This is a genomic window from Alteromonas stellipolaris (assembly GCF_001562115.1).
Taxonomy (GTDB): Bacteria; Pseudomonadota; Gammaproteobacteria; order Enterobacterales; family Alteromonadaceae; genus Alteromonas; species Alteromonas stellipolaris.
Genome location: NZ_CP013926.1, coordinates 1,871,681 through 1,891,315 on the forward strand (window position 1 = coordinate 1,871,681; position 19,635 = coordinate 1,891,315).

Sequence of the window (19,635 nt, forward strand, 5' to 3'; positions counted from 1 at the left end):
GGACATTATGAGCGACGATAATCCTCACTCTACCAACGGCTCCCAAGGAAAAAGTTGGTTAGACAAACTTAAACTTTCTATCTCTGGCGAGCCGAGAAGCAAACAAGAACTGGTTGAAGTTATTACTGAAGCCGAGCAGAACGAAATCATCGATCCCCAAACCCGGGAGATGATTGAAGGTGTAATAGGTGTCAACGAAATGCGAGTTAGGGATATTATGATCCCACGCGCGCAAATGACTACCATAGACGTTGAAAAAAACGTTGATGAATTCCTACCTGTTGTGTTGGAATCAGCCCACTCCCGCTTCCCCGTTATTAGTGAAGATAAAGATCATATTGAAGGCATATTGCTTGCAAAAGACTTACTGAGCTATGCGTTTAATCCAGAAAAAAGTCTTAATTTACGCGATATCTTGCGCCCTGCCGTGATTGTGCCGGAAAGTAAGCGTGTAGATGTGCTGCTGAAAGAATTTCGCCAACAACGCTATCACATGGCCATTGTTGTGGATGAATACGGCGGTGTATCTGGCCTTGTTACCATCGAAGATATACTAGAGATTATTGTCGGTGAAATTGAAGACGAATACGATACCGAAGAAGACGGTACCGATGATATTCGCCCACTGAACAAATCGACCTATTCAGTTAAAGCGTTAACGCCTGTTGACGAATTTAATGCCTTCTTTGAAACCAAATTCAGCGAAGAAGAAGCCGATACCATAGGCGGTATTGTGCTTAAAGCGTTCGGGCACATGCCTGAAACGAACGATGAAGTTACCATTGGTGATATTCACTTTAAGGTAACCAACTCTGATAAACGCCGTCTTATACACCTGAAAGTGTCGGTGGCCTCTCTGGAGTAACTCCGTTGAAACGGTTCATTCCTTATTTACTGCTTTTACTAAGCGGCGCTAGCTTAACGCTGGCGTTTGCCCCCTTTGGTATCTGGCCACTTGTTATCCCCGCGTTTGCATTGGGTATCCGGCAAGTAATGAAACTTACGCATCGCCCTTTTTTAGCTGGTTGGTTGTTCGGGCTAGGCTGGTTTGGAGCAGGTATTAGTTGGGTACATGTAAGCATTGCCGATTTCGGTGGCTTACCGCTAATTGCATCCATAGGCCTCATGGTTTTATTATGTAGTTACCTTGCGTTGTTTCCGGCGCTTGCGTTTAAGCTTACCGCTCGCTATTTCCCTCATCGTCTTTGGCCATTGGCTTTGCCTTTTTTCTGGGTATTCGCCGAATGGTTACGCAGTTGGTTATTAAGCGGGTTTCCGTGGCTGTCGTTAGGCTATAGCCAAATCGATAGTGCTCTAGTGGGTTGGGCACCAATCATTGGTGAAACCGGCATAACAGCCTTGCTAGTTATTGGTGCGAGCTTGTTTGCCGTTGCGCATACTAAACGGCATTTCACCGGCGCGGTTGTGGTTAGCTTAGCTTTATATATTAGTGGGTTTGTTGCCAATCAGCATACATGGGTTGCCCCTAAGCAGCAGTATAACGTTGCGATGGCGCAAGGTAATATTGCACAGTCTTTGCGATGGGTGCCTGAACAAGACGCCCCTACTATGGACCGTTATTTAAATCTTACGGAACCGCTGTGGGATAACGACCTGATAATTTGGCCTGAAGCAGCGGTACCAAAATTAGAGCCACTTGCGTTAGATTATTTAACACAAGTCAATGCTCGCGCCTTTGCTGAAGATACCGCGCTTATCACAGGTATTGTTAATTTTAATTGGGAAACCGATGAGGCGTGGAACAATTTGATCGTACTGGGTAAAAGAACCCCCGATTCTACAACGCCAGACTATCAGTACTTCCATAACAATCGTTTCGCTAAGCACCATTTACTACCCATTGGTGAATTTGTGCCTTTTGAAGACTGGTTGCGTCCGTTAGCGCCTTTGTTCGATTTGCCCATGTCTTCCTTTGCGAGAGGTGATTTTCAGCAAGCTAATCTTGTTGCCAACGGTATACATTTGGCGCCGGCAATATGCTTTGAAATTGCTTTCCCAAGGCAAGTAGCCGCGAATATCTACAATGCTACAGACATGATTATTACGGTAAGTAATGATGCGTGGTTTGGCCATTCTCATGGCCCAGCGCAGCATTTAGACATTGCTCGAATGCGTGCCGTCGAGTTTGGCCGCCCCGTGGTACGTGCCACCAATAATGGCATCACCGCCTTTATTAACCACAAAGGCAATATAACCGCACGATTACCTCAATTTGAAGCGGCCAGTTTAACTGCCCCAGTGTTGGCAACCTCTGGTTTTACGCCCTATTACCTGATTCAAGATATAGGCGTGTGGGTGCTGGTATTGGTATTTTTCTTTATTGCGCTGAGGTTAAGAAAGCGTTCGAAGGATTAGTAGATACGCCATGCGCTAATCGTCCAGTTTTGATTTAGTCGGTAAGTTAAGTGGACGAACTAAAATTGAAACATAAAAAACGGCGCTTCATGCGCCGTTTTTGTACGTGTAACTAACTAGTTTTCATAGTAGTAGACTAATAGATACAGCCTTGAGCTGAATAGACAGCCTTGAGCTAACTGATTTATGAGCTAACTCAAGCAGCCTCAAGCTAATACACAGCCCCTAACTAATTCGCAGCCTGAATAGCAGTTAACGCAATAGTAAACACAATATCATCTACCAACGCCCCACGGCTTAAGTCATTGACGGGTTTGCGCATACCTTGAAGCATTGGCCCAATACACACCAAATCGAAACTACGCTGTACCGCTTTGTAAGTGGTGTTCCCGGTGTTTAAATCTGGGAACACAAATACGTTCGCTTTACCTGCAACAGGGCTGTTTGGCGCTTTACTGCGCCCTACACTTTCAATGGCAGCAGCGTCGTATTGAAGCGGCCCATCAATCAGCAAATCTGGACGAAGTTTTTGTGCAATCTCGGTAGCTTCACGCACCTTTTCAACATCACTGCCAGCACCAGATGTACCAGTAGAATAACTGATCATGGCCACTCTTGGTTCAATACCAAACATCTGCGCCGAAGTAGCAGACTGAATAGCAATATCCGCCAGCTGCTGGGCGTTAGGATCTGGGTTTATCGCGCAATCGCCATAAACCAAGACTTGGTCGGGCAATAGCATAAAAAATACCGACGATACTAATGATGCATTTTCTGCTGTTTTGATTAACTGCAATGCTGGGCGAATGGTATTTGCTGTAGTGTGAACGGCGCCAGATACCAAACCATCAACATCACCTTGCTGCAACATCATAGTACCTAGGGTAACGTTGTCTTGTAGCAGCTCGCGGGCAACCACATCAGTAACACCTTTGTGACCGCGAAGCTTAACTAACCCAGCCACATAATCTTCTTGAATTGCAGCAGGTGAAACAATCTCTACGCCTTCCCCCAATACCACACCTTGTTGCTGCGCCACACGTTGAATTTCGTTTTCATCACCAATTAGTACAGGGCGCGCTAGCCCCCGTTTTGCACATATAGCGGCGGCTGCCACAGTACGGGGTTCATTACCTTCAGGCAGTACCACTCGTTTATTAACTTGGCGCGCACGATTGGTTAAATAATAGCGGAATGCAGACGGAGAAAGTTTCTTTTGACGAGATACTTTTTCGGTAAGCGAAGCTACCCATTTAGCGTCTAAACTTTCAGCCGCATGCACCATCACTTTTTCGATACGCTGACTATCATCTACCGGCACTTCTTGATTGAACGCGTGCAGATTCTGTGCGGTTTGCCACGTATTAGTATTAACTAGCATGACAGGCAAGCCGGTCTCCAGTGCTTGGCTGCATAAATGCTTTATATTTTCATCTGGCTGGTAGCCGCCGGTTAATAGCAATGCGCCTAATTTGGTACCATTTAACGCTGCTAAACAACAAGAAACAAACACATCACCTCTATCACCAGACATCACTTGCAGTGCACCAGGCTTTAACGTGTGCGTCATGTTATGAATTTCACGGGCAGCAAAGGTAACGCTACTTAATCTACGTGAAGCAATATTGCCTTCGTTAATTAATGTGGCGTTTAAGTGCTTGGCAATATCGATAGCGCGGGGAGACATAAGCTCTGCATTCCAATCAATATTTCCCAACAGATTTAAGCCTTTTGCAAATATAGGCAGCTCACGCAACGCTTTGCTGCGTGTTTCATCGTGCTCTGGCGCTTCTAGCACACTTAAATCGGTACGTAGTTGGCCATGTTCGTCGTAGGGCGCGTTTACTTTGTTAAATATACAACCTACTACCTTTTTACTTTTATGGCCGCCGTAAGCGTCTACCACAATTTCAAGTCGATGGTTAATATCAACAGGATCATCGTTTCCTGGCACGCAAACAAACACTATATCGGCATCTAACGCGCGACTAATTTCAAGATTCAGACGCTCTGCGTAGGGATGATGGCGGGTTGTTACCAAGCCTTCGATAACGGCTACTGCATCGGGTTCTTGATGTGCTTCAAAGCGCTCTATAATCTCTTCAAGTAATTCATCAGTATTGTCGCTACTGATCATTCGCTCGACTACATTCAAATCGAACGGCGCTATAGGCTTAACACTACAGTGGTGGCTAATAATAGCTGTAGAGCGCTCTTCACCGGTATCGCCTCTTCGAGGCTGTGCTACAGGTTTAAAAAAATTCAGTTTAATGGCTTGTTCTTCTAATGCACGAACTAGCCCAATGCTGACAGTAGTTAACCCTACGCTAGTGCCAACAGGGATCAGCATAATACGGCGTGACATAATTGCTCCTAAAGCAAAGACAATTTACGCGAAAACAATTTACGCAAAAGTTTATCCAAAAAAACTAGGCAAATTTCGCAGCTTCGGCGGCGATAACCCACTCTTCATTAGTGGGTACGATTAAAACAGGTTTGGTGGATGAAGAAGACGCTATATTTCCTTTTGCACCAAAACGCATAGCCTGGTTACTTTGCTCATCAACCGTAAAGCCAAGGTGAGAAAAATAACCCATGGTTGTGGCGCGAATGTACGATGAATTTTCACCAATACCACCGGTAAACACTACAGCATCTAATGACGGCACCGCTATCATGTAACTAGATATATACTTGGCTAAGCGATAACAGAACATTTCAAGGGCTAATAATGCGCCTTCATGCCCCGCTTCAGCCGCTTCTTCTAGCGTACGACAATCGTTGCTTAGCCCAGAAATACCGGCAAGGCCTGATTCTTTGTTAATTAGTGCGTTGATTTCAGCAGCAGACTTCCCTAGCTTTTCTTGTAACGTTCCAGGAAGGCTAGGGTCGATATCGCCGCAGCGTGTTCCCATCATTAACCCTTCAAGCGGCGTAAACCCCATGCTGGTATCTACCGCTACCCCTTTTTCAATAGCAGTAACACTGCAACCATTTCCTAAGTGAGCACTAATAATACTGGTTTGTTCAACCGGCTTATTAAGCAATTGCGCAGTGCTATCTAGAATGAACTTGTGGCTAGTGCCATGGAAGCCATACTTACGCACGCCATGCTGCTCGTACAAAACCTTAGGCAGTGCATACATATAGGCACGTTTAGGCATTTGCTGGAAAAAAGAAGTATCGAACACAATGACATGAGGTAAATCTGGATACGCGGCTTGGGCAGTGGTAATCCCTTTTAGATTTGCCAGGTTATGTAACGGCGCCATACTCGCATATTCTTCTACCGAGGCTAATACGCTATCGTCGACTAACGCTGCTTCTTTGAAGCGCTCACCACCGTGAACAACTCGATGACCCAAAGCAATTGGATTAACACCTGTACTAGCAATTATGTTTTGAATTGCTGCCAACGCTTCTGCATGAGAGGCATTAGCCGGTAAGGTTTGCTTTTCTTTTTGACCGTTTAATTTAAACGATATGCTTGCGTCATCATTCCCTAAGCTTTCTGCAATACCACTTAGGCCAGCTTCACCTGTGTCGGCATCGATAATAGCGAATTTAACTGACGAACTACCGCAATTTAAAACAATAACTTCTTTTTTCATTCGATTTCTTGAGTTTGATTAAGTAACAAAAAGAACGCTAAGTGTAGCATTTTTGTACATAAATGCTTACTTAATACTCTTTCAAGTAGATGGTTATATTACTATCCCATAAAACCCAAATACAATTAATTATCATTTAGTTCAGTAATTAATGAAGGTCAGCGTCGTTTGAGTGCATACGAAAGCTTGCTGTTGATTTGATGGTTCTTTTAATGAAAGGAACAAACTAAGGAAAGGAAAATTTAGTGGATAGTACAACCTTACGCTAACCACTTGATTTATTAAAATTCGGTCGCACTTACCTGTTTGCGGTAACTAATAATACATAGTGTTGACGCCGGTAAAAACTAAGGTGCTTTTACATTTCAAAATAAATTTTAAAATTTTTGAAAAAAAACCTTGAAAAGAATTTGAGCCACCCTATATCTATTATGTCGACGCTGAAAGCTCAGGTTGACAACACCGCCGCCGAATAGTCGGGGCGAATTATTTTTAACATATTGCTAAATTAATAGGATATGACTATGCGTACTATCGATCTATCTCCACTTTACCGTTCATTTATTGGTTCTGACCACTTAGCTTCACTTGTTGATGCTGCTTCTCGTGCTGAAAAACAAAGTACTTACCCCCCTTACAACATTGAATTGCTTGGCGATGATAAATATCGCGTCACAATGGCGATTGCGGGTTTCAGTAAAGATGACGTATCCATTGAAGTTCAAGAAAACACCCTAGTGATAACAGGTACACGTAAGCCGGAGGAAAAAGAATCCGCCGAACGTAAGTTCCTTCATAAAGGAATATCCGAGCGTAATTTCGAAAGAAAATTTCAGCTTGGCGACCATGTGAAAGTGTTAGCTGCTGATATGGAAAATGGGTTATTGCACATCGATATGGAGCGTGTCATACCCGAAGCTAAAAAACCTCGTCAAATTGAGATTGGTTCTCGATTAATAGAGAGTTAAAAAAAGCTTTTAAAAATCGTTTCCCTGGTTTTGGACGGCGCTGAAAAGCGCCGTTTTTTCGTTTACACCTAATGTGTAAGAAATAAGGTTATCTGTAAGAGTTATTCGGTAAGATTAATTGTGTAGTTCGCTTTACCGCCTTCAGCAGACTCGAAGGTTCCTAAAATATTGCAATTAGAAAGTTCACCCGTAGCACTGCCTTCAATTGATGAAAAGTTGCTACTGGCAATGCCATTCACAAATTTTCCATCATGTTTAAATGAAATTGTGCCTCGACGACCGTCTATAACCCCTACAAAACTCTCGAATCCAACGAATAGCGCTAACATTGATGTCTGATATGACATGAGAAATTCAACGTCGCTTTGCCCCGCCATGCTGCCTTCATAAGCCTGTGTAATGCTAGCATGGGTTTGCTTAACACCTTCTCGTTTTTCACTTAGTATATTTTCATCCCACCCCGTAATGGAAAATTGCCCATTGCAGTTCATTGTTTGCTCCAAAGAAAAAGTGTGGTCACACAATACAAGTGAGTTCGATACCGTTCAACATAAAATTGTTACACACTGTTACAACCAATAATCAGAGTGTTACAACCAATAATCATAGTGTTACAACCAATAATCATAGTGTTAACTAAATAAATCCTTTTAAGCGGGCAAGTCCGAACGCATTGCAGGTAGATGCATCTTTAATCGAGCCTTGAGCTATCATTGATTCTAATTCTTTTAAATGAACAGGTATGATTTTTAAATCCTCCTCCTCTACGTCTAACTTCTGCTCTCCCTGCGTTAAACCTTTCGCGACGAATATATGATAACCCTGATTGCAAAAGCCATAGGCAAGGTATTGAAAGCCTACATAATGCATTTCGCTGGCTGTAAACCCAGTTTCTTCTTTTAATTCGCCGGCGGCTAGTAATTTAGGATCGGCATCGGGGTTGTCTTCCCAAGCACCTTGTGGAAATTCTAGCAATCGCTGTTCTACCGTGTACCGGTATTGTTCAACTAAATAAACAATATCACCATCGATGGGAAGAATAATCGCAAAATCTGGCTTTTCAACAACACCGTAAATACCTTCGTTTCCACTTGCACGACGAATTTTATCTTCACGCACTTTTAGCCATTTATTTTCATAAACCACTTTTGACGAAAGCGTTTCAATATCCTTATCCGACATAATAGTGCCCTTCAGTAAGCCTTAAAAAGTTAGTGTACAAGCGCCTAAAGCAAGGAGCAAATCCGTCCACCGGCGAATAAAACTAAATATTAGCTTTTATTTTCATCGTCTTCATCTGCATTATTACGCAAGAAACCGGCAGCGTCTTCTTCCTGTTCAAGGGTAATTTTGCTTTGAGGAGTGTCATTATGGCTTCGGGTTTGCTGATTTACCTGATGAATGGTTCCAGCATTGGCTAGATCGGCCTCATTGGTAATAGACGCGATGGTTTCACGCCCGCGCAAGAATGCTTTAATCTCAGTGACAATCTCGCCAAGCTCGGCATCATTTTTATTCATTCCCATAATGAAACGTGGCGATTCTAAGTTGTTCATACCGCTTGTGGCAAAAATAGAAGTGTTGATCCTGCTGGTGATGATCCAAGGGGTAATACTACTTCGCACCACAACATTTTCGGACCGTGTAGAGTCATGAATAGCCATGCCTGTAGATACACGAGACTCTGTATAGGTACCTTCCGTTTTCATAAACATAAGCAAGGATGAAAATGTCATTTCACCCCAAAACATGTGAGACGCTTTGTTCATCACATTAGCAGCACCGCGAACCGTTAACCACGCAAACACTAACCAAATGAGATTGTTGCCCATCGTAATTGCAGTATTGACTTGCGCGTCGGTGTTTACGCCTTGCCGAATAACTAAATCGAGAACTTCAGCAAGCTGCAACCCGCCCACATAAAATAAAATTGCGGCTGCGACCACGGCGACTTGCGCCACAGCAGTGAGAGCCATTTTCTTTTTCTCTGGCAAGGTCACACCGTCGGTTAATGTAGGCTGAGTTTCTATTAGTAACTCACCCTCAAAACTACCTTTACCTTCTGCTTGCTCTTTTAGTCTAGGATCGAAATCGGCATAAATACGATTTGGTACTTCACGGTATCTTCGGTTCGCAAGCACGATATTTTCAATATTGATGAAGATTTCATTCGGGTGAACCGACTCCTGCATATTGGCGCGAAATTCACTGACTTCCGTTTTAGGTGTAACCTGCCCCATTCGTTTGTAAAGTAGCGGCATAATTAACGCCATCACAGCAATGACGCAAACAAGCAGTAAGGCTAAGTTTGCCCAAGCGCTAAATAGTGGGAATGTATTTGCCCAAGCCTGTACTTTATCGATATCGCGACCTACTAGCTCATCTAAAAACACACCCGCTCCTAACGGAACCACTATCGCTAGACCAATAATCACCCCTAGCGACAAACTGCTTGCTTTCGCAAGTTGTGAGTTACCTTCGTTGTGAATACCTTTTGCGGTAGAGCCCCAATTTGCTATTAAGTACACAAGAAGCAAAATTGAGAGTAGAGGCATCACCAATACTTTAGCCACCTCACCCGCTAAGCCGTTACTTACCAAAAAGTAGACAATAGCGAATGCAAGCAGCGCAACAAGAAAGGTTACCGCCATGGCAATAATTTCTTGAGATAAATGGCGCAAAGGAAACGGCAGGAAAGTAAGTTTTGGCAATACGCTATGCACTAATCTGGCTAGCCAACCGCGGGGCTCTTCAAACGTAGTGTTGCGACGCCCCATTAACATAGCGTGTAGGCTTTCTTTAGAATACAGCAGGGATTTTTGTTCTGCTTGTGCTGCATCTTGTTCGGAAACCGAGTGGTTATACGCAAGAGATGTTGGCACAGTTCGCCCTACAAAAAATCGCATGAGCTGCAAAATACCCACCGCGCAATGTTTAATGCCTGATACGATCAGTACAAAAGCGACACCTAATAAGGTGTAGCCACGAACTTTGTTTTCGGCAAATAGCTCAGGTACACCTGCTACTGCATAAATGGCTAACGCGAGCACCAAGCCGCCGCCTACTGCGCGGAATAACCCTTCTTTTTTGAATGGGTTGGCTATGCCTAACGTCTGTGAACCAAAATCATAGGCCATTGGAAAAATCCCTGTTAAATAAAAAGCTTATGCAGAATAAACTTTGACTGGGGGTTAGGCAATGAAAAGTCTTAGCGAGATTGTAAAGGATTGATAGTTAAGCGCGAGGCAGACACTTAAAATGAGAGAACCAACATGAGTGTGTGTCCAACTTTAACGTCAGATTGCTTAGCCCCATTGTTTTAATAGTTAATCATTATCCACTTTAAACCCATCTATTGTGCGTTGAAGAAGAAGGTTGTTTTCTTTCATCTCGCCGGATAATTTAGACAAACGAGTGGCTATATTCACTTCATGACGGGCCGCCTCTTCAACATTCACCACATCTTGAGCTATGACTGAGGTAGTAGCCGACTGCTGCTGCGCCGAAGATGACATGGTATTAGCCATGCCTTCAACATTGGTTGCAGCTTCTTTTACTTTTTCAGCGGTAAAACGGCCTTCGTTGGTTACTTCCATAGAATTTGAGATAGAGGCCACGTTTTTATTAATATCCGCGACCACTACTACACTGGCATTTTTTAAATTAGACAACAAACTCGATATTTTGTCGGAAGAAGCCCGGCTGCTTTGCGCTAGCTTTCTTACTTCATCAGCAACAACAGCGAAACCTCTGCCATGCTCGCCAGCCCGCGCGGCTTCGATTGCTGCATTTAACGCCAATAAATTGGTTTGATCAGAAAGTGTATTAATGGTGTCGAGAATAGAGCCAATTTCTGTGACTTGCTGTTCCATATCGGCAGCATTTTGCTGTACACCTTTGATATCATCAGACAGTACTTCCATACTATGACGAATATTATCGTTCGCGGTTAGCGACTGTTCAGCTAAACTGTCTAACTGCTTACTGGCGCTTAACGTATCTACCGCCGCTTTAGCAATTTCACTGCTAGTCGCGGCCACTTGTTCAATAGCTGAAGCAATATTCGCAGTAAGTTGCTGGGTTTTTTCCGCATCATCCAGCATTTCACTACTAGAGTCTTCTAATTGATTGGAAAGCCTGGAGCTTGTGAGAATAGATTCGCCTAAGCCACGCAAAAGATCCCGCAGAGCTAAAATGGTGGCATTTACTGAGCGGGATATGTCACCTAGTTCGTTCTTCGTGCTCATTGATAAATCAATAGTGAGGTCACCCTCTTTCGCTATTTTATCTAGGTTCGTCACCAACTTGTTTAACTGTTGAGTAATGATCCCAATCAACGTGCGATATATAACAACAATAATCAGCGTGAGTACCACAATGGCTACGAATGTAATGACTAAGTTTGTGTTAGCCCTACTCGCTTTCGAATTAACGCTGCTTACCACGTAATCAAACCGCTCACCTAACAACCCAGCAATGCCGCCTATTTGCTTTGTGGCTAATGCAAACCATTCTGAATTTGTGGGTAGTGAGGAGAATGCAGGGTTATCAGAGGTGGCGTCATCCACAATTTGATTAATTTCATTGCTTGTAGAACTGTTCAATAGGGTTTGCAATCCAGTTAATGCATCGCCCTTTAAATTCAGCTTGAGCTTTTCTTCTATGTATTTGGTTTCGTTGGTATAGGCTAACACTTGCTGCCTGACCGGACCTGAAATGCTCCTTGATGCCAAAACCGCATTCATTTTACCTCGTCGCTGCCCCATTTTTTCTTTTGCTTGCGCAAACAACAGTGCCTGTGACAGCGCCTGTTTAGCGTCAGGAGCATTAACTAGCATTGTTAGCGCATTGGTGGCATTTAACACGCGTTTATTAAGGTTGCTATAGAAAGAAAAAGCATTTTTCCCATTTAACTCGTCTACCTGCTGTCTAATTTCACCTTTGTTTTTCATTAATGTATATACGGGTGAAAGAATAACGTTAATTGTCGATGAATTTTTCCAGTCCGACGCGACTATACTTTTTACATTATCAATTGCAGCATCGGCCTTTTTTCTTTGGTTTACTACTTTGTTTCGCGATGCATCATTTGGGTTACCTAAAAAGCCAGCCGTTAACCCCCGTTCAACCGCGTGATGATGAGCCACCCGTTCTACGGCTGTTATTATGGTCACTAGTTTAATATCTCTTTGTGCAGAAGAGAGTAGTTCTCTAGAGGAACTTATGTCTTTGTAGGCCAGAAACACGATTGATATAAACAAGCAGGCCGTACCTAAAATGGCAAGCTGCAACACCGATAGTTTTTTCAATACCATAACGAAGACAGCCTTATAAAAAGTGGATAACGTTGTTACAAAATTCAATAAGTGCGTTGTAAGCAACAACAGCAATCAATATCGCTATGGCCAATAAATGCATACGCTATTAACAGTAGTCTATTACCTGTGACTTTCACCTTTATCAATTAGTGTAAGGTTTTCATCATGGCAGGCTGATGGCCGTTTTTCACAAGGGAAAGAGATTTAAAAATTAAAGAGTGGTAAAAGAGGAATTGGTCTTAGTGGTGTATTTTGTATTAAATCAAACCAGTGGCGAGCGCCACTGGTTTGCGGTGTATCAGATATATTCAACTTCGATAATTTCTACTTCAACACTACCAGCTGGCGTTTGAATAGTAACCATATCATCAATCTCTTTACCAATAAGACCGCGAGCAATAGGTGAATTTACCGAAATACGGTTTTTCTTAATATCCGCTTCGTCGTCGCCTACAATGCGATACGTGGTTTCTTCGTCGGTATCAACGTTCAAAATGGTCACAGTAGTGCCGAAAATCACCTTACCTGTATTCTCCATTTTGGTGACATCGATAATTTGTGCGTTCGACAACTTACCTTCAATATCTTGAATACGGCCTTCGCAGAAACTTTGCTGTTCACGGGCGGCATGATATTCAGCATTTTCTTTTAAATCGCCGTGCTCGCGAGCTTCAGCAATAGACTGAATAATACGCGGGCGAGTTTTTGTTTTAAGTTCGTTTAGTTCGTCGCGCAGAAGCTGTGCGCCGTGCGCGGTCATTGGATACTGACTCATGAATACAGTCTCGACTGGCTAGTTGATTTTAAACAGAAAAAAGTGCGCCTTCCGGCGCACTTTTGATTTGGTTCACATAAGTGTCATATACACAGGATACCGCGTATCCCATGTAATGTCATCAGTGTTAGAGTCTTGCGTGAAGCTCTTGTACTGAAGCAACCTTGTCACGATCGTCTGCTGACTTCGCACGAATAGTGGCAAAAGCAGCATTCATTGTGGTGGTGTAGGTAACCTTATTCAACAATGCTTCTCGGCGAATATAAACCGAGTCGGTAATCGCTTGGCGACCTTCCGTTGTATTGATGATATAGGCGTACTCACCGTTTTTGATAGAATCCACAATGTTAGGACGACCTTCAGACAGCTTATTCACTACTGAACAAGCAATGCCGGCATCATAAAGGGTGGTCGCTGTACCGCGAGTCGCTTCAATGCTAAACCCAGCACCGTTCAATGCCTTAGCTAATTCGATAATTTTGTTCTTATCGTTATTACGCACAGAGATTAACGCTTTACCTGATTTAGGTAATGGCGCGCCTGCACCTAAGTTAGCTTTAGCATACGCTTCTTCGAAGGTATCACCCACACCCATCACTTCACCAGTAGAGCGCATTTCTGGGCCTAGTAGTGGATCAACACCTTGGAATTTAGCAAATGGCAATACCACTTCTTTTACAGAGTAGAACGGAGGAATAATTTCTGTCGTAACACCCTGCTCTGCCAAGCTAACACCCGCCATGGCGCGCGCAGCAACTTTAGCAAGTGGAACACCTGTGGCTTTCGACACAAACGGCACTGTACGTGCAGCACGTGGGTTAACCTCAATTAAGTACACTTCGCCATCTTTTACCGCGAATTGTGTATTCATTAGGCCAACTACACCAAGTTCAAGCGCCATGGCTTTCACTTGTTCACGCATAGTGTCTTGAATCTCTTTACTTAAAGAGTGTGGTGGTAATGAACAGGCTGAGTCACCAGAGTGTACACCGGCTTGCTCAATATGTTCCATGATACCGCCAATCACGACTTCTTTACCGTCACAAATTGCATCGATATCGACTTCAATTGCGTCATCTAAGAAACGGTCTAGCAATACAGGAGAATCGTTAGAAACCTTCACCGCTTCCGTTAGGTAGCGTTTTAAGTCTTTAAGGTCGTAAACAATTTCCATCGCGCGACCACCTAGTACGTACGAAGGACGTACTACAAGTGGGAAGCCAATACCGTCAGCCATTGCAAGGGCTTGCTCAATGTTGGTCACTGTCGCATTCGCAGGCTGTTTAAGGCCTAGCTTGTTTACCATTTGCTGGAAACGTTCACGATCTTCTGCTCTATCGATAGCTTCAGGCGACGTACCAATAATAGGTACTCCAGCAGCTTCAAGGGCGCGTGCTAATTTGAGCGGCGTTTGGCCACCGTATTGAACTATCACGCCTTTTGGCTTCTCTTTAGCCACAATCTCAAGCACGTCTTCAAGCGTAACTGGTTCGAAGTACAAGCGATCAGATGTGTCATAGTCGGTAGAAACCGTTTCAGGGTTACAGTTAACCATAATGGTTTCGTAACCATCTTCACGCATTGAAAGCGCCGCGTGAACACAACAGTAATCAAACTCAATACCTTGGCCGATACGGTTTGGACCGCCGCCTAACACCATAATCTTATCGTTGTCAGTGGGGTCAGCTTCACACTCTTCATCGTAGGTTGAATACATGTAAGCTGTGCTGGTAGAAAACTCTGCCGCACAAGTATCAACACGTTTATACACTGGCGTCACACCAAAGCCGCGACGGGTTTCACGAATGTCACCTTCCGCCACTTTCGTTAGCTCTGCTAAGCGAGAGTCAGAGAAACCTTTGCGCTTAAGTTTGCGCATAAGATCTTCATCAATACCGTGCAAGCCGCACTCAGCAACCTGAGCTTCAAGTTGAATAAGCTCTTCAAGCTGAACTAAGTACCAACGGTCAACGTTGGTGAGGGTAAAGACTTCATCAACGGTCATGCCCATGCGGAACGCATCGCCAATATACCAAATACGCTCAGCACCAGGCTCTCGTAGTTCGTAAATAACTTTGTTGCGTGCTTCAGGGTCTTCTAAATCGACCATTGAGTTTAAGCCATTAGCGCCAACCTCAAGGCCACGAAGTGCTTTTTGTAATGACTCTTGTTGGTTACGACCAATCGCCATCACTTCGCCCACTGATTTCATTTGCGTGGTAAGACGATCGTTCGCACCAGCAAATTTTTCAAAGTTAAAGCGAGGAATTTTTGTGACTACGTAATCGATTGAAGGCTCAAACGATGCCGGTGTTAAACCACCAGTAATATCGTTAGCAAGCTCATCAAGGGTGTAACCAATGGCTAACTTGGCAGCTACTTTGGCAATTGGGAAACCTGTGGCTTTTGATGCTAATGCAGATGAACGCGATACACGCGGGTTCATCTCGATGATCACCATACGGCCTGTGTTTGGATCTACACCGAACTGAACGTTCGAGCCACCGGTTTCAACACCGATTTCACGCAATACTGCCATAGCGGCATTACGCATTAGCTGGAATTCTTTGTCAGTAAGGGTTTGCGCTGGCGCTACTGTGATTGAATCACCAGTATGTACACCCATGGCATCGAAGTTTTCAATAGTACACACGATAATGCAGTTATCTGCACGGTCGCGAACCACTTCCATCTCGTATTCTTTCCAACCAATTAACGACTCATCAATGAGTAGTTCTTTGGTAGGTGACAGGTCGAGACCACGGCCACAAATCTCGTTAAATTCGTCAATATTGTATGCAATACCGCCGCCACTTCCACCCATGGTGAATGACGGACGAATAATACATGGAAAGCCAATGCGCGTTAACACATCGTGGGCTTGATCCATGCTCTGTGCAATCTCAGCACGTGGGCATTCAAGACCAATGTTTTTCATTGCCTTGTCGAAGCGCTCACGGTTTTCCGCTTTATCGATAGCATCAGCCGTTGCACCAATAAGTTCAACATTGAACTCTTTCAATACACCGTGATGATCCAAATCGAGCGCGCAGTTAAGCGCGGTTTGTCCGCCCATGGTTGGCAGAATAGCGTCCGGACGCTCTTTTTCAATAATTTTGCGTACCACTTCCCAATGAATTGGCTCGATGTATGTTGCATCGGCCATTTCTGGATCGGTCATGATAGTGGCGGGATTCGAGTTAACCAGAATTACGCGATAACCTTCTTCGCGTAGCGCTTTACATGCTTGAGCGCCTGAATAATCAAACTCGCAGGCCTGGCCAATGACAATAGGGCCAGCACCTATGATGAGAATACTTTTTATGTCGGTACGTTTTGGCATAGCGGGCTCGTTCCTACTGCTTGTGTTGTTCGATTAATTCAATGAAGTGGTCGAATAGCGGCGCAGCTTCGTGCGGTCCTGGGCTTGCTTCTGGGTGCCCTTGAAAACTAAACGCTGGCTTATCGGTACGATGAATACCTTGTAACGACTTATCGAACAACGAAACATGCGTTACTTCTAAATTAGAAGGAAGGCTTGATTCATCTACAGCGAAGCCATGGTTTTGACTGGTGATCATAACCACATTACGTTTTAAGTCTTTCACTGGGTGGTTAGCACCATGGTGACCAAACTTCATTTTCACCGTAGTAGCACCACTGGCTAGGGCAAGTAGCTGATGACCTAAACAGATACCAAACACTGGCAAACCTGTCTCAACGATAGTTTTAATCGCTGATATGGCATAATCACATGGCTCAGGATCACCAGGGCCGTTAGATAAGAACACCCCATCAGGCTGCATAGCTAAAACTTCTTCAGCAGGCGTTTGTGCTGGTACCAAGGTAACGCGACAACCACGGTCTGCAAGCAAACGTAAAATGTTGCTCTTAACCCCGTAATCGTAAGCGACTACATGATATTTGCTATCGGCTGGAGTGATATACCCTTCGCCTAACTTCCAACTGCCTTCAGTCCAGGTTTTTGGCTCAGTAATGCTCACTACTTTCGCCAAGTCCATGCCTTTCAAGCCAGGATAATCTTTTGCTTGTGCTAACGCGCTCGCTTCATCTAACTCATCAGTACAAACGATGCAGCCGTTTTGCGCGCCTTTATCACGTAAAATACGTGTTAAACGACGAGTGTCGATATCGGCTATACCTACAACGCCTTTAGCTTTGAGATATTCAGATAACGTTTGTTGTTGACGGAAATTACTAGCAACAAGGGGTAAGTCACGAATGATAAGACCTTTAGACCAGATTTTATCTGCTTCAACGTCTTCTTCGTTAATACCGGTATTGCCAATATGTGGATAAGTAAGGGTAATGATTTGTTCAGCGTAGGATGGGTCAGTGATGATTTCTTGATAGCCTGTCATTGAAGTATTAAAAACAACTTCACCAACGGCAGTGCCTTGCGCACCTATCGCCGTTCCTTTAAAGACAGAACCATCCTCTAACACCAAAAGGGCAGAATTAGCCAAGTCAACCTCCAGATTAAGGATAACTATGTGTTTGAACAGAATTTCTGTCCAAACCCCACAAAAAATGAGAGTACTGGTTTAACAGCGCTCATTTTACGATCTTTGCAGCTAATAAAACCGTGTTCTACAGCCAGTTTTATAGCTTTAGAATACGAAATTCGGGCAAATTCCGGCGAGTATACATGACTGACTAAAAATGTCTAATTTAAATATTAAAAATTATTAAAATAACCACTTAAACTCATTTACCTAGTATAACCGCCAAAACCACCACTTATTAACATGCAGTATTTTCACTTAAGTCGCTGTTAAAATTAAAAAACACCGCTACAGTGTTAGGCTTCTACTTTAAATCTAAGACATCCACCATTGAATATAACCCTGCCGGCTTACCGTGAAGCCACTGGGCTGCATGCACCGCGCCTTTTGCAAACGTTAAACGACTCGATGCTTTATGAGTTATTTCTAAACGCTCACCAATATCGGCAAACAATGCGGTGTGCTCACCGACAATATCGCCTGCGCGAACAGTAGCAAAACCGATAGTACCTTGGTCACGCTCAGGCTCTTTGCCTTCACGGCCATAAACAGCACAGGTTTTAAGGTCACGACCTAGCTCATCGGCAATCGCTTCACCAATGGCCATGGCGGTGCCTGAAGGCGCATCTTGTTTGAATCTATGGTGGGCTTCAGTAATTTCTATATCAGCCGTGTTACCTAACGCCCTCGCGGCTTGTCGAACTAATGACAACATGAGGTTAACGCCCACGCTGTAGTTAGCCGCAAATACAATGGGAATGGTTTTAGCCGCTTCATCTAGCGCAGCCAACTGACTTCCACTTAGCCCAGTAGTACCAATGACCACTGGCATATTATTGGCCACACACCATGCAATGTTACTTTCAAATACCACTGGCAACGTAAAATCAATCATTACATCGGCGTGAGATTGGGTTAACGCAGACATGCCTAAGCAATCAATTGGTTTTTTACCAATACCAGCCAGTTCGCCTACATTCATACCAACCCAAGGAGAATCATCGCGCACCGTAGCAACACTTAATTCTGCATTCTCGTTTTGATCTAGTGCTTCAATAAGCACCCGACCCATGCGCCCATTAGCGCCAAATAAACCTACTTTCATTTACGTTATTCTTTTCCTTTAACAGTAAACGCATTTTGCCAAATGCAGTTACTATTGCAACGAGATAAGCTTAAATATTACCGATAATTGAAAAATTGCAGCATTAATACAAAAAAGGTGGGCAACCTATCGTTTTTAACGGTAAAAATAGCTAGCATGAAAGTAAGTGGGTTTACCCCAAGACCTAAATAACGTTTAAATTAAGGTTTATTGAACTACTTCAAAACACATAGGCAGAATAATATGCGTCAACAGCTTATATGGGATCTCCCCACCCGGCTTTTCCACTGGTTACTGGTTGTAAGTATTGCAGCACAATATGTTACCGCTGAGTGGATGGACGATGCGACTCAATGGCATTTCTATATTGGCTACTTTACCTTGGGGCTTTTGGTATTTAGGTTGGTGTGGGGAGTTATAGGTCCAACTTATGCCCGCTTTAGTCAATTTGTGAAAGGGCCAAGTGCGGTAATAGGGTATTTGCGTACACTGTTTGATAAAAACAGTGCCGCCGTGGCAGGCCACAATCCTCTTGGCGGCTGGTTTGTCGTGGTAATGCTTTTACTCTTAATGGTGCAAGCGGTAAGTGGACTATTCATGACCGACGATATTTTTCTAGATGGCCCCTATCGCCATCTAGTTAGCAATAACACGTTGGATCTGATGAATACCTTACACCACCTTGCCTTCGACATTTTACTGTGGGTAATAGGCTTACATGTTGCCGCCATTGGGTTTTATGCCGTGTATAAAAAGCAGAAACTTGTGCCCCCTATGTTTCATGGCAAAAAAGACACCAACGACAAGCCCATTCCTTCATCTCGTCTTTGGCTTGCGCTGGCGATTGCACTAGTAACAGCAGCTGCGCTTTATTACGCGATAGAAATTGCGCCACCTACACCTGAAGTAGAAGAGTACTTTTAACTGCCTGTATAGCTAACTATGTAACTGACTAT

General features: G+C 43.8%; 14 protein-coding genes. 4 read left to right on the forward strand and 10 right to left on the reverse strand.

Annotated features, from left to right (window positions below):
* Nucleotides 1–7 precede the first annotated feature (7 nt).
* Both AVL57_RS07865 and lnt read left to right on the forward strand, forming a co-directional pair.
* A complete protein-coding gene (locus AVL57_RS07865) occupies nucleotides 8–865 on the forward strand; it encodes a CorC family transporter (protein ID WP_013784735.1) in 858 nt (285 codons plus the stop codon).
* 5 nt (nucleotides 866–870) lie between these two features.
* Complete coding sequence (gene lnt / locus AVL57_RS07870) at nucleotides 871–2,376, forward strand: apolipoprotein N-acyltransferase (protein ID WP_231751180.1); 1,506 nt, start codon at nucleotides 871–873, stop codon at nucleotides 2,374–2,376.
* A 229-nt stretch (nucleotides 2,377–2,605) separates the two neighbouring features.
* Here the strand turns inward: lnt and pta are convergent, their stop codons facing one another.
* Nucleotides 2,606–4,741 (reverse strand): phosphate acetyltransferase, encoded by a 2,136-nt coding sequence (gene pta, locus AVL57_RS07875; RefSeq protein ID WP_057792720.1) that lies wholly within the window; start codon nucleotides 4,739–4,741, stop codon nucleotides 2,606–2,608.
* A 64-nt stretch (nucleotides 4,742–4,805) separates the two neighbouring features.
* A complete protein-coding gene (locus AVL57_RS07880; protein WP_057792722.1) occupies nucleotides 4,806–5,987 on the reverse strand; it encodes an acetate kinase in 1,182 nt (393 codons plus the stop codon).
* 524 nt (nucleotides 5,988–6,511) lie between these two features.
* Between AVL57_RS07880 and AVL57_RS07885 the strand changes: the two genes are divergently transcribed.
* Nucleotides 6,512–6,955 (forward strand): Hsp20 family protein, encoded by a 444-nt coding sequence (locus AVL57_RS07885; protein WP_057792724.1) that lies wholly within the window; start codon nucleotides 6,512–6,514, stop codon nucleotides 6,953–6,955.
* Nucleotides 6,956–7,056: 101 nt separating this feature from the next.
* Here AVL57_RS07885 and AVL57_RS07890 read toward each other — a convergent pair whose 3' ends face one another.
* The 8 genes from AVL57_RS07890 to dapB all read right to left on the reverse strand — a co-directional run bounded on the left by AVL57_RS07890 (nucleotide 7,057) and on the right by dapB (nucleotide 18,679).
* Nucleotides 7,057–7,446 (reverse strand): DUF3224 domain-containing protein, encoded by a 390-nt coding sequence (locus AVL57_RS07890; protein ID WP_057792725.1) that lies wholly within the window; start codon nucleotides 7,444–7,446, stop codon nucleotides 7,057–7,059.
* A 145-nt stretch (nucleotides 7,447–7,591) separates the two neighbouring features.
* Entirely contained in the window at nucleotides 7,592–8,137 is a 546-nt protein-coding gene (locus AVL57_RS07895; RefSeq protein ID WP_057792727.1) for an NUDIX hydrolase, read from the reverse strand.
* Nucleotides 8,138–8,226: 89 nt separating this feature from the next.
* Nucleotides 8,227–10,092: a hypothetical protein gene (locus AVL57_RS07900; RefSeq protein WP_057792729.1), complete on the reverse strand. Its 1,866-nt coding sequence runs from the start codon at nucleotides 10,090–10,092 to the stop codon at nucleotides 8,227–8,229.
* 189 nt (nucleotides 10,093–10,281) lie between these two features.
* Nucleotides 10,282–12,270, reverse strand: a complete 1,989-nt coding sequence (locus tag AVL57_RS20995) for a methyl-accepting chemotaxis protein (RefSeq protein WP_063457187.1) — start codon at nucleotides 12,268–12,270, stop codon at nucleotides 10,282–10,284.
* 301 nt (nucleotides 12,271–12,571) lie between these two features.
* Nucleotides 12,572–13,048, reverse strand: a complete 477-nt coding sequence (greA, locus tag AVL57_RS07910; RefSeq protein ID WP_057792731.1) for a transcription elongation factor GreA — start codon at nucleotides 13,046–13,048, stop codon at nucleotides 12,572–12,574.
* 127 nt (nucleotides 13,049–13,175) lie between these two features.
* The gene (carB, locus tag AVL57_RS07915) at nucleotides 13,176–16,391 is read right to left on the reverse strand and encodes a carbamoyl-phosphate synthase large subunit (protein ID WP_057792733.1); all 3,216 of its coding nucleotides are present in this window, start codon (nucleotides 16,389–16,391) and stop codon (nucleotides 13,176–13,178) included.
* Nucleotides 16,392–16,404: 13 nt separating this feature from the next.
* Nucleotides 16,405–17,535, reverse strand: coding sequence for a glutamine-hydrolyzing carbamoyl-phosphate synthase small subunit (gene carA / locus AVL57_RS07920; RefSeq protein ID WP_057792735.1), 1,131 nt, complete (start codon nucleotides 17,533–17,535; stop codon nucleotides 16,405–16,407).
* 343 nt (nucleotides 17,536–17,878) lie between these two features.
* Nucleotides 17,879–18,679 (reverse strand): 4-hydroxy-tetrahydrodipicolinate reductase, encoded by an 801-nt coding sequence (dapB, locus tag AVL57_RS07925; RefSeq protein WP_057792737.1) that lies wholly within the window; start codon nucleotides 18,677–18,679, stop codon nucleotides 17,879–17,881.
* A 243-nt stretch (nucleotides 18,680–18,922) separates the two neighbouring features.
* Between dapB and AVL57_RS07930 the strand changes: the two genes are divergently transcribed.
* A complete protein-coding gene (locus AVL57_RS07930; protein WP_057792739.1) occupies nucleotides 18,923–19,603 on the forward strand; it encodes a cytochrome b/b6 domain-containing protein in 681 nt (226 codons plus the stop codon).
* Nucleotides 19,604–19,635 lie beyond the last annotated feature (32 nt).

Coding starts and splice junctions, on each gene's coding strand:
- AVL57_RS07865 (WP_013784735.1), top strand. CDS start 8: ATGAGCGACGATAATCCTCACTCTACCAACGGCTCCCAAGGAAAAAGT.
- pta (WP_057792720.1), bottom strand. CDS start 4,741: ATGTCACGCCGTATTATGCTGATCCCTGTTGGCACTAGCGTAGGGTTA.
- AVL57_RS07880 (WP_057792722.1), bottom strand. CDS start 5,987: ATGAAAAAAGAAGTTATTGTTTTAAATTGCGGTAGTTCGTCAGTTAAA.
- AVL57_RS07885 (WP_057792724.1), top strand. CDS start 6,512: ATGCGTACTATCGATCTATCTCCACTTTACCGTTCATTTATTGGTTCT.
- AVL57_RS07890 (WP_057792725.1), bottom strand. CDS start 7,446: ATGAACTGCAATGGGCAATTTTCCATTACGGGGTGGGATGAAAATATA.
- AVL57_RS07895 (WP_057792727.1), bottom strand. CDS start 8,137: ATGTCGGATAAGGATATTGAAACGCTTTCGTCAAAAGTGGTTTATGAA.
- AVL57_RS07900 (WP_057792729.1), bottom strand. CDS start 10,092: ATGGCCTATGATTTTGGTTCACAGACGTTAGGCATAGCCAACCCATTC.
- AVL57_RS20995 (WP_063457187.1), bottom strand. CDS start 12,270: ATGGTATTGAAAAAACTATCGGTGTTGCAGCTTGCCATTTTAGGTACG.
- greA (WP_057792731.1), bottom strand. CDS start 13,048: ATGAGTCAGTATCCAATGACCGCGCACGGCGCACAGCTTCTGCGCGAC.
- carB (WP_057792733.1), bottom strand. CDS start 16,391: ATGCCAAAACGTACCGACATAAAAAGTATTCTCATCATAGGTGCTGGC.
- dapB (WP_057792737.1), bottom strand. CDS start 18,679: ATGAAAGTAGGTTTATTTGGCGCTAATGGGCGCATGGGTCGGGTGCTT.
- AVL57_RS07930 (WP_057792739.1), top strand. CDS start 18,923: ATGCGTCAACAGCTTATATGGGATCTCCCCACCCGGCTTTTCCACTGG.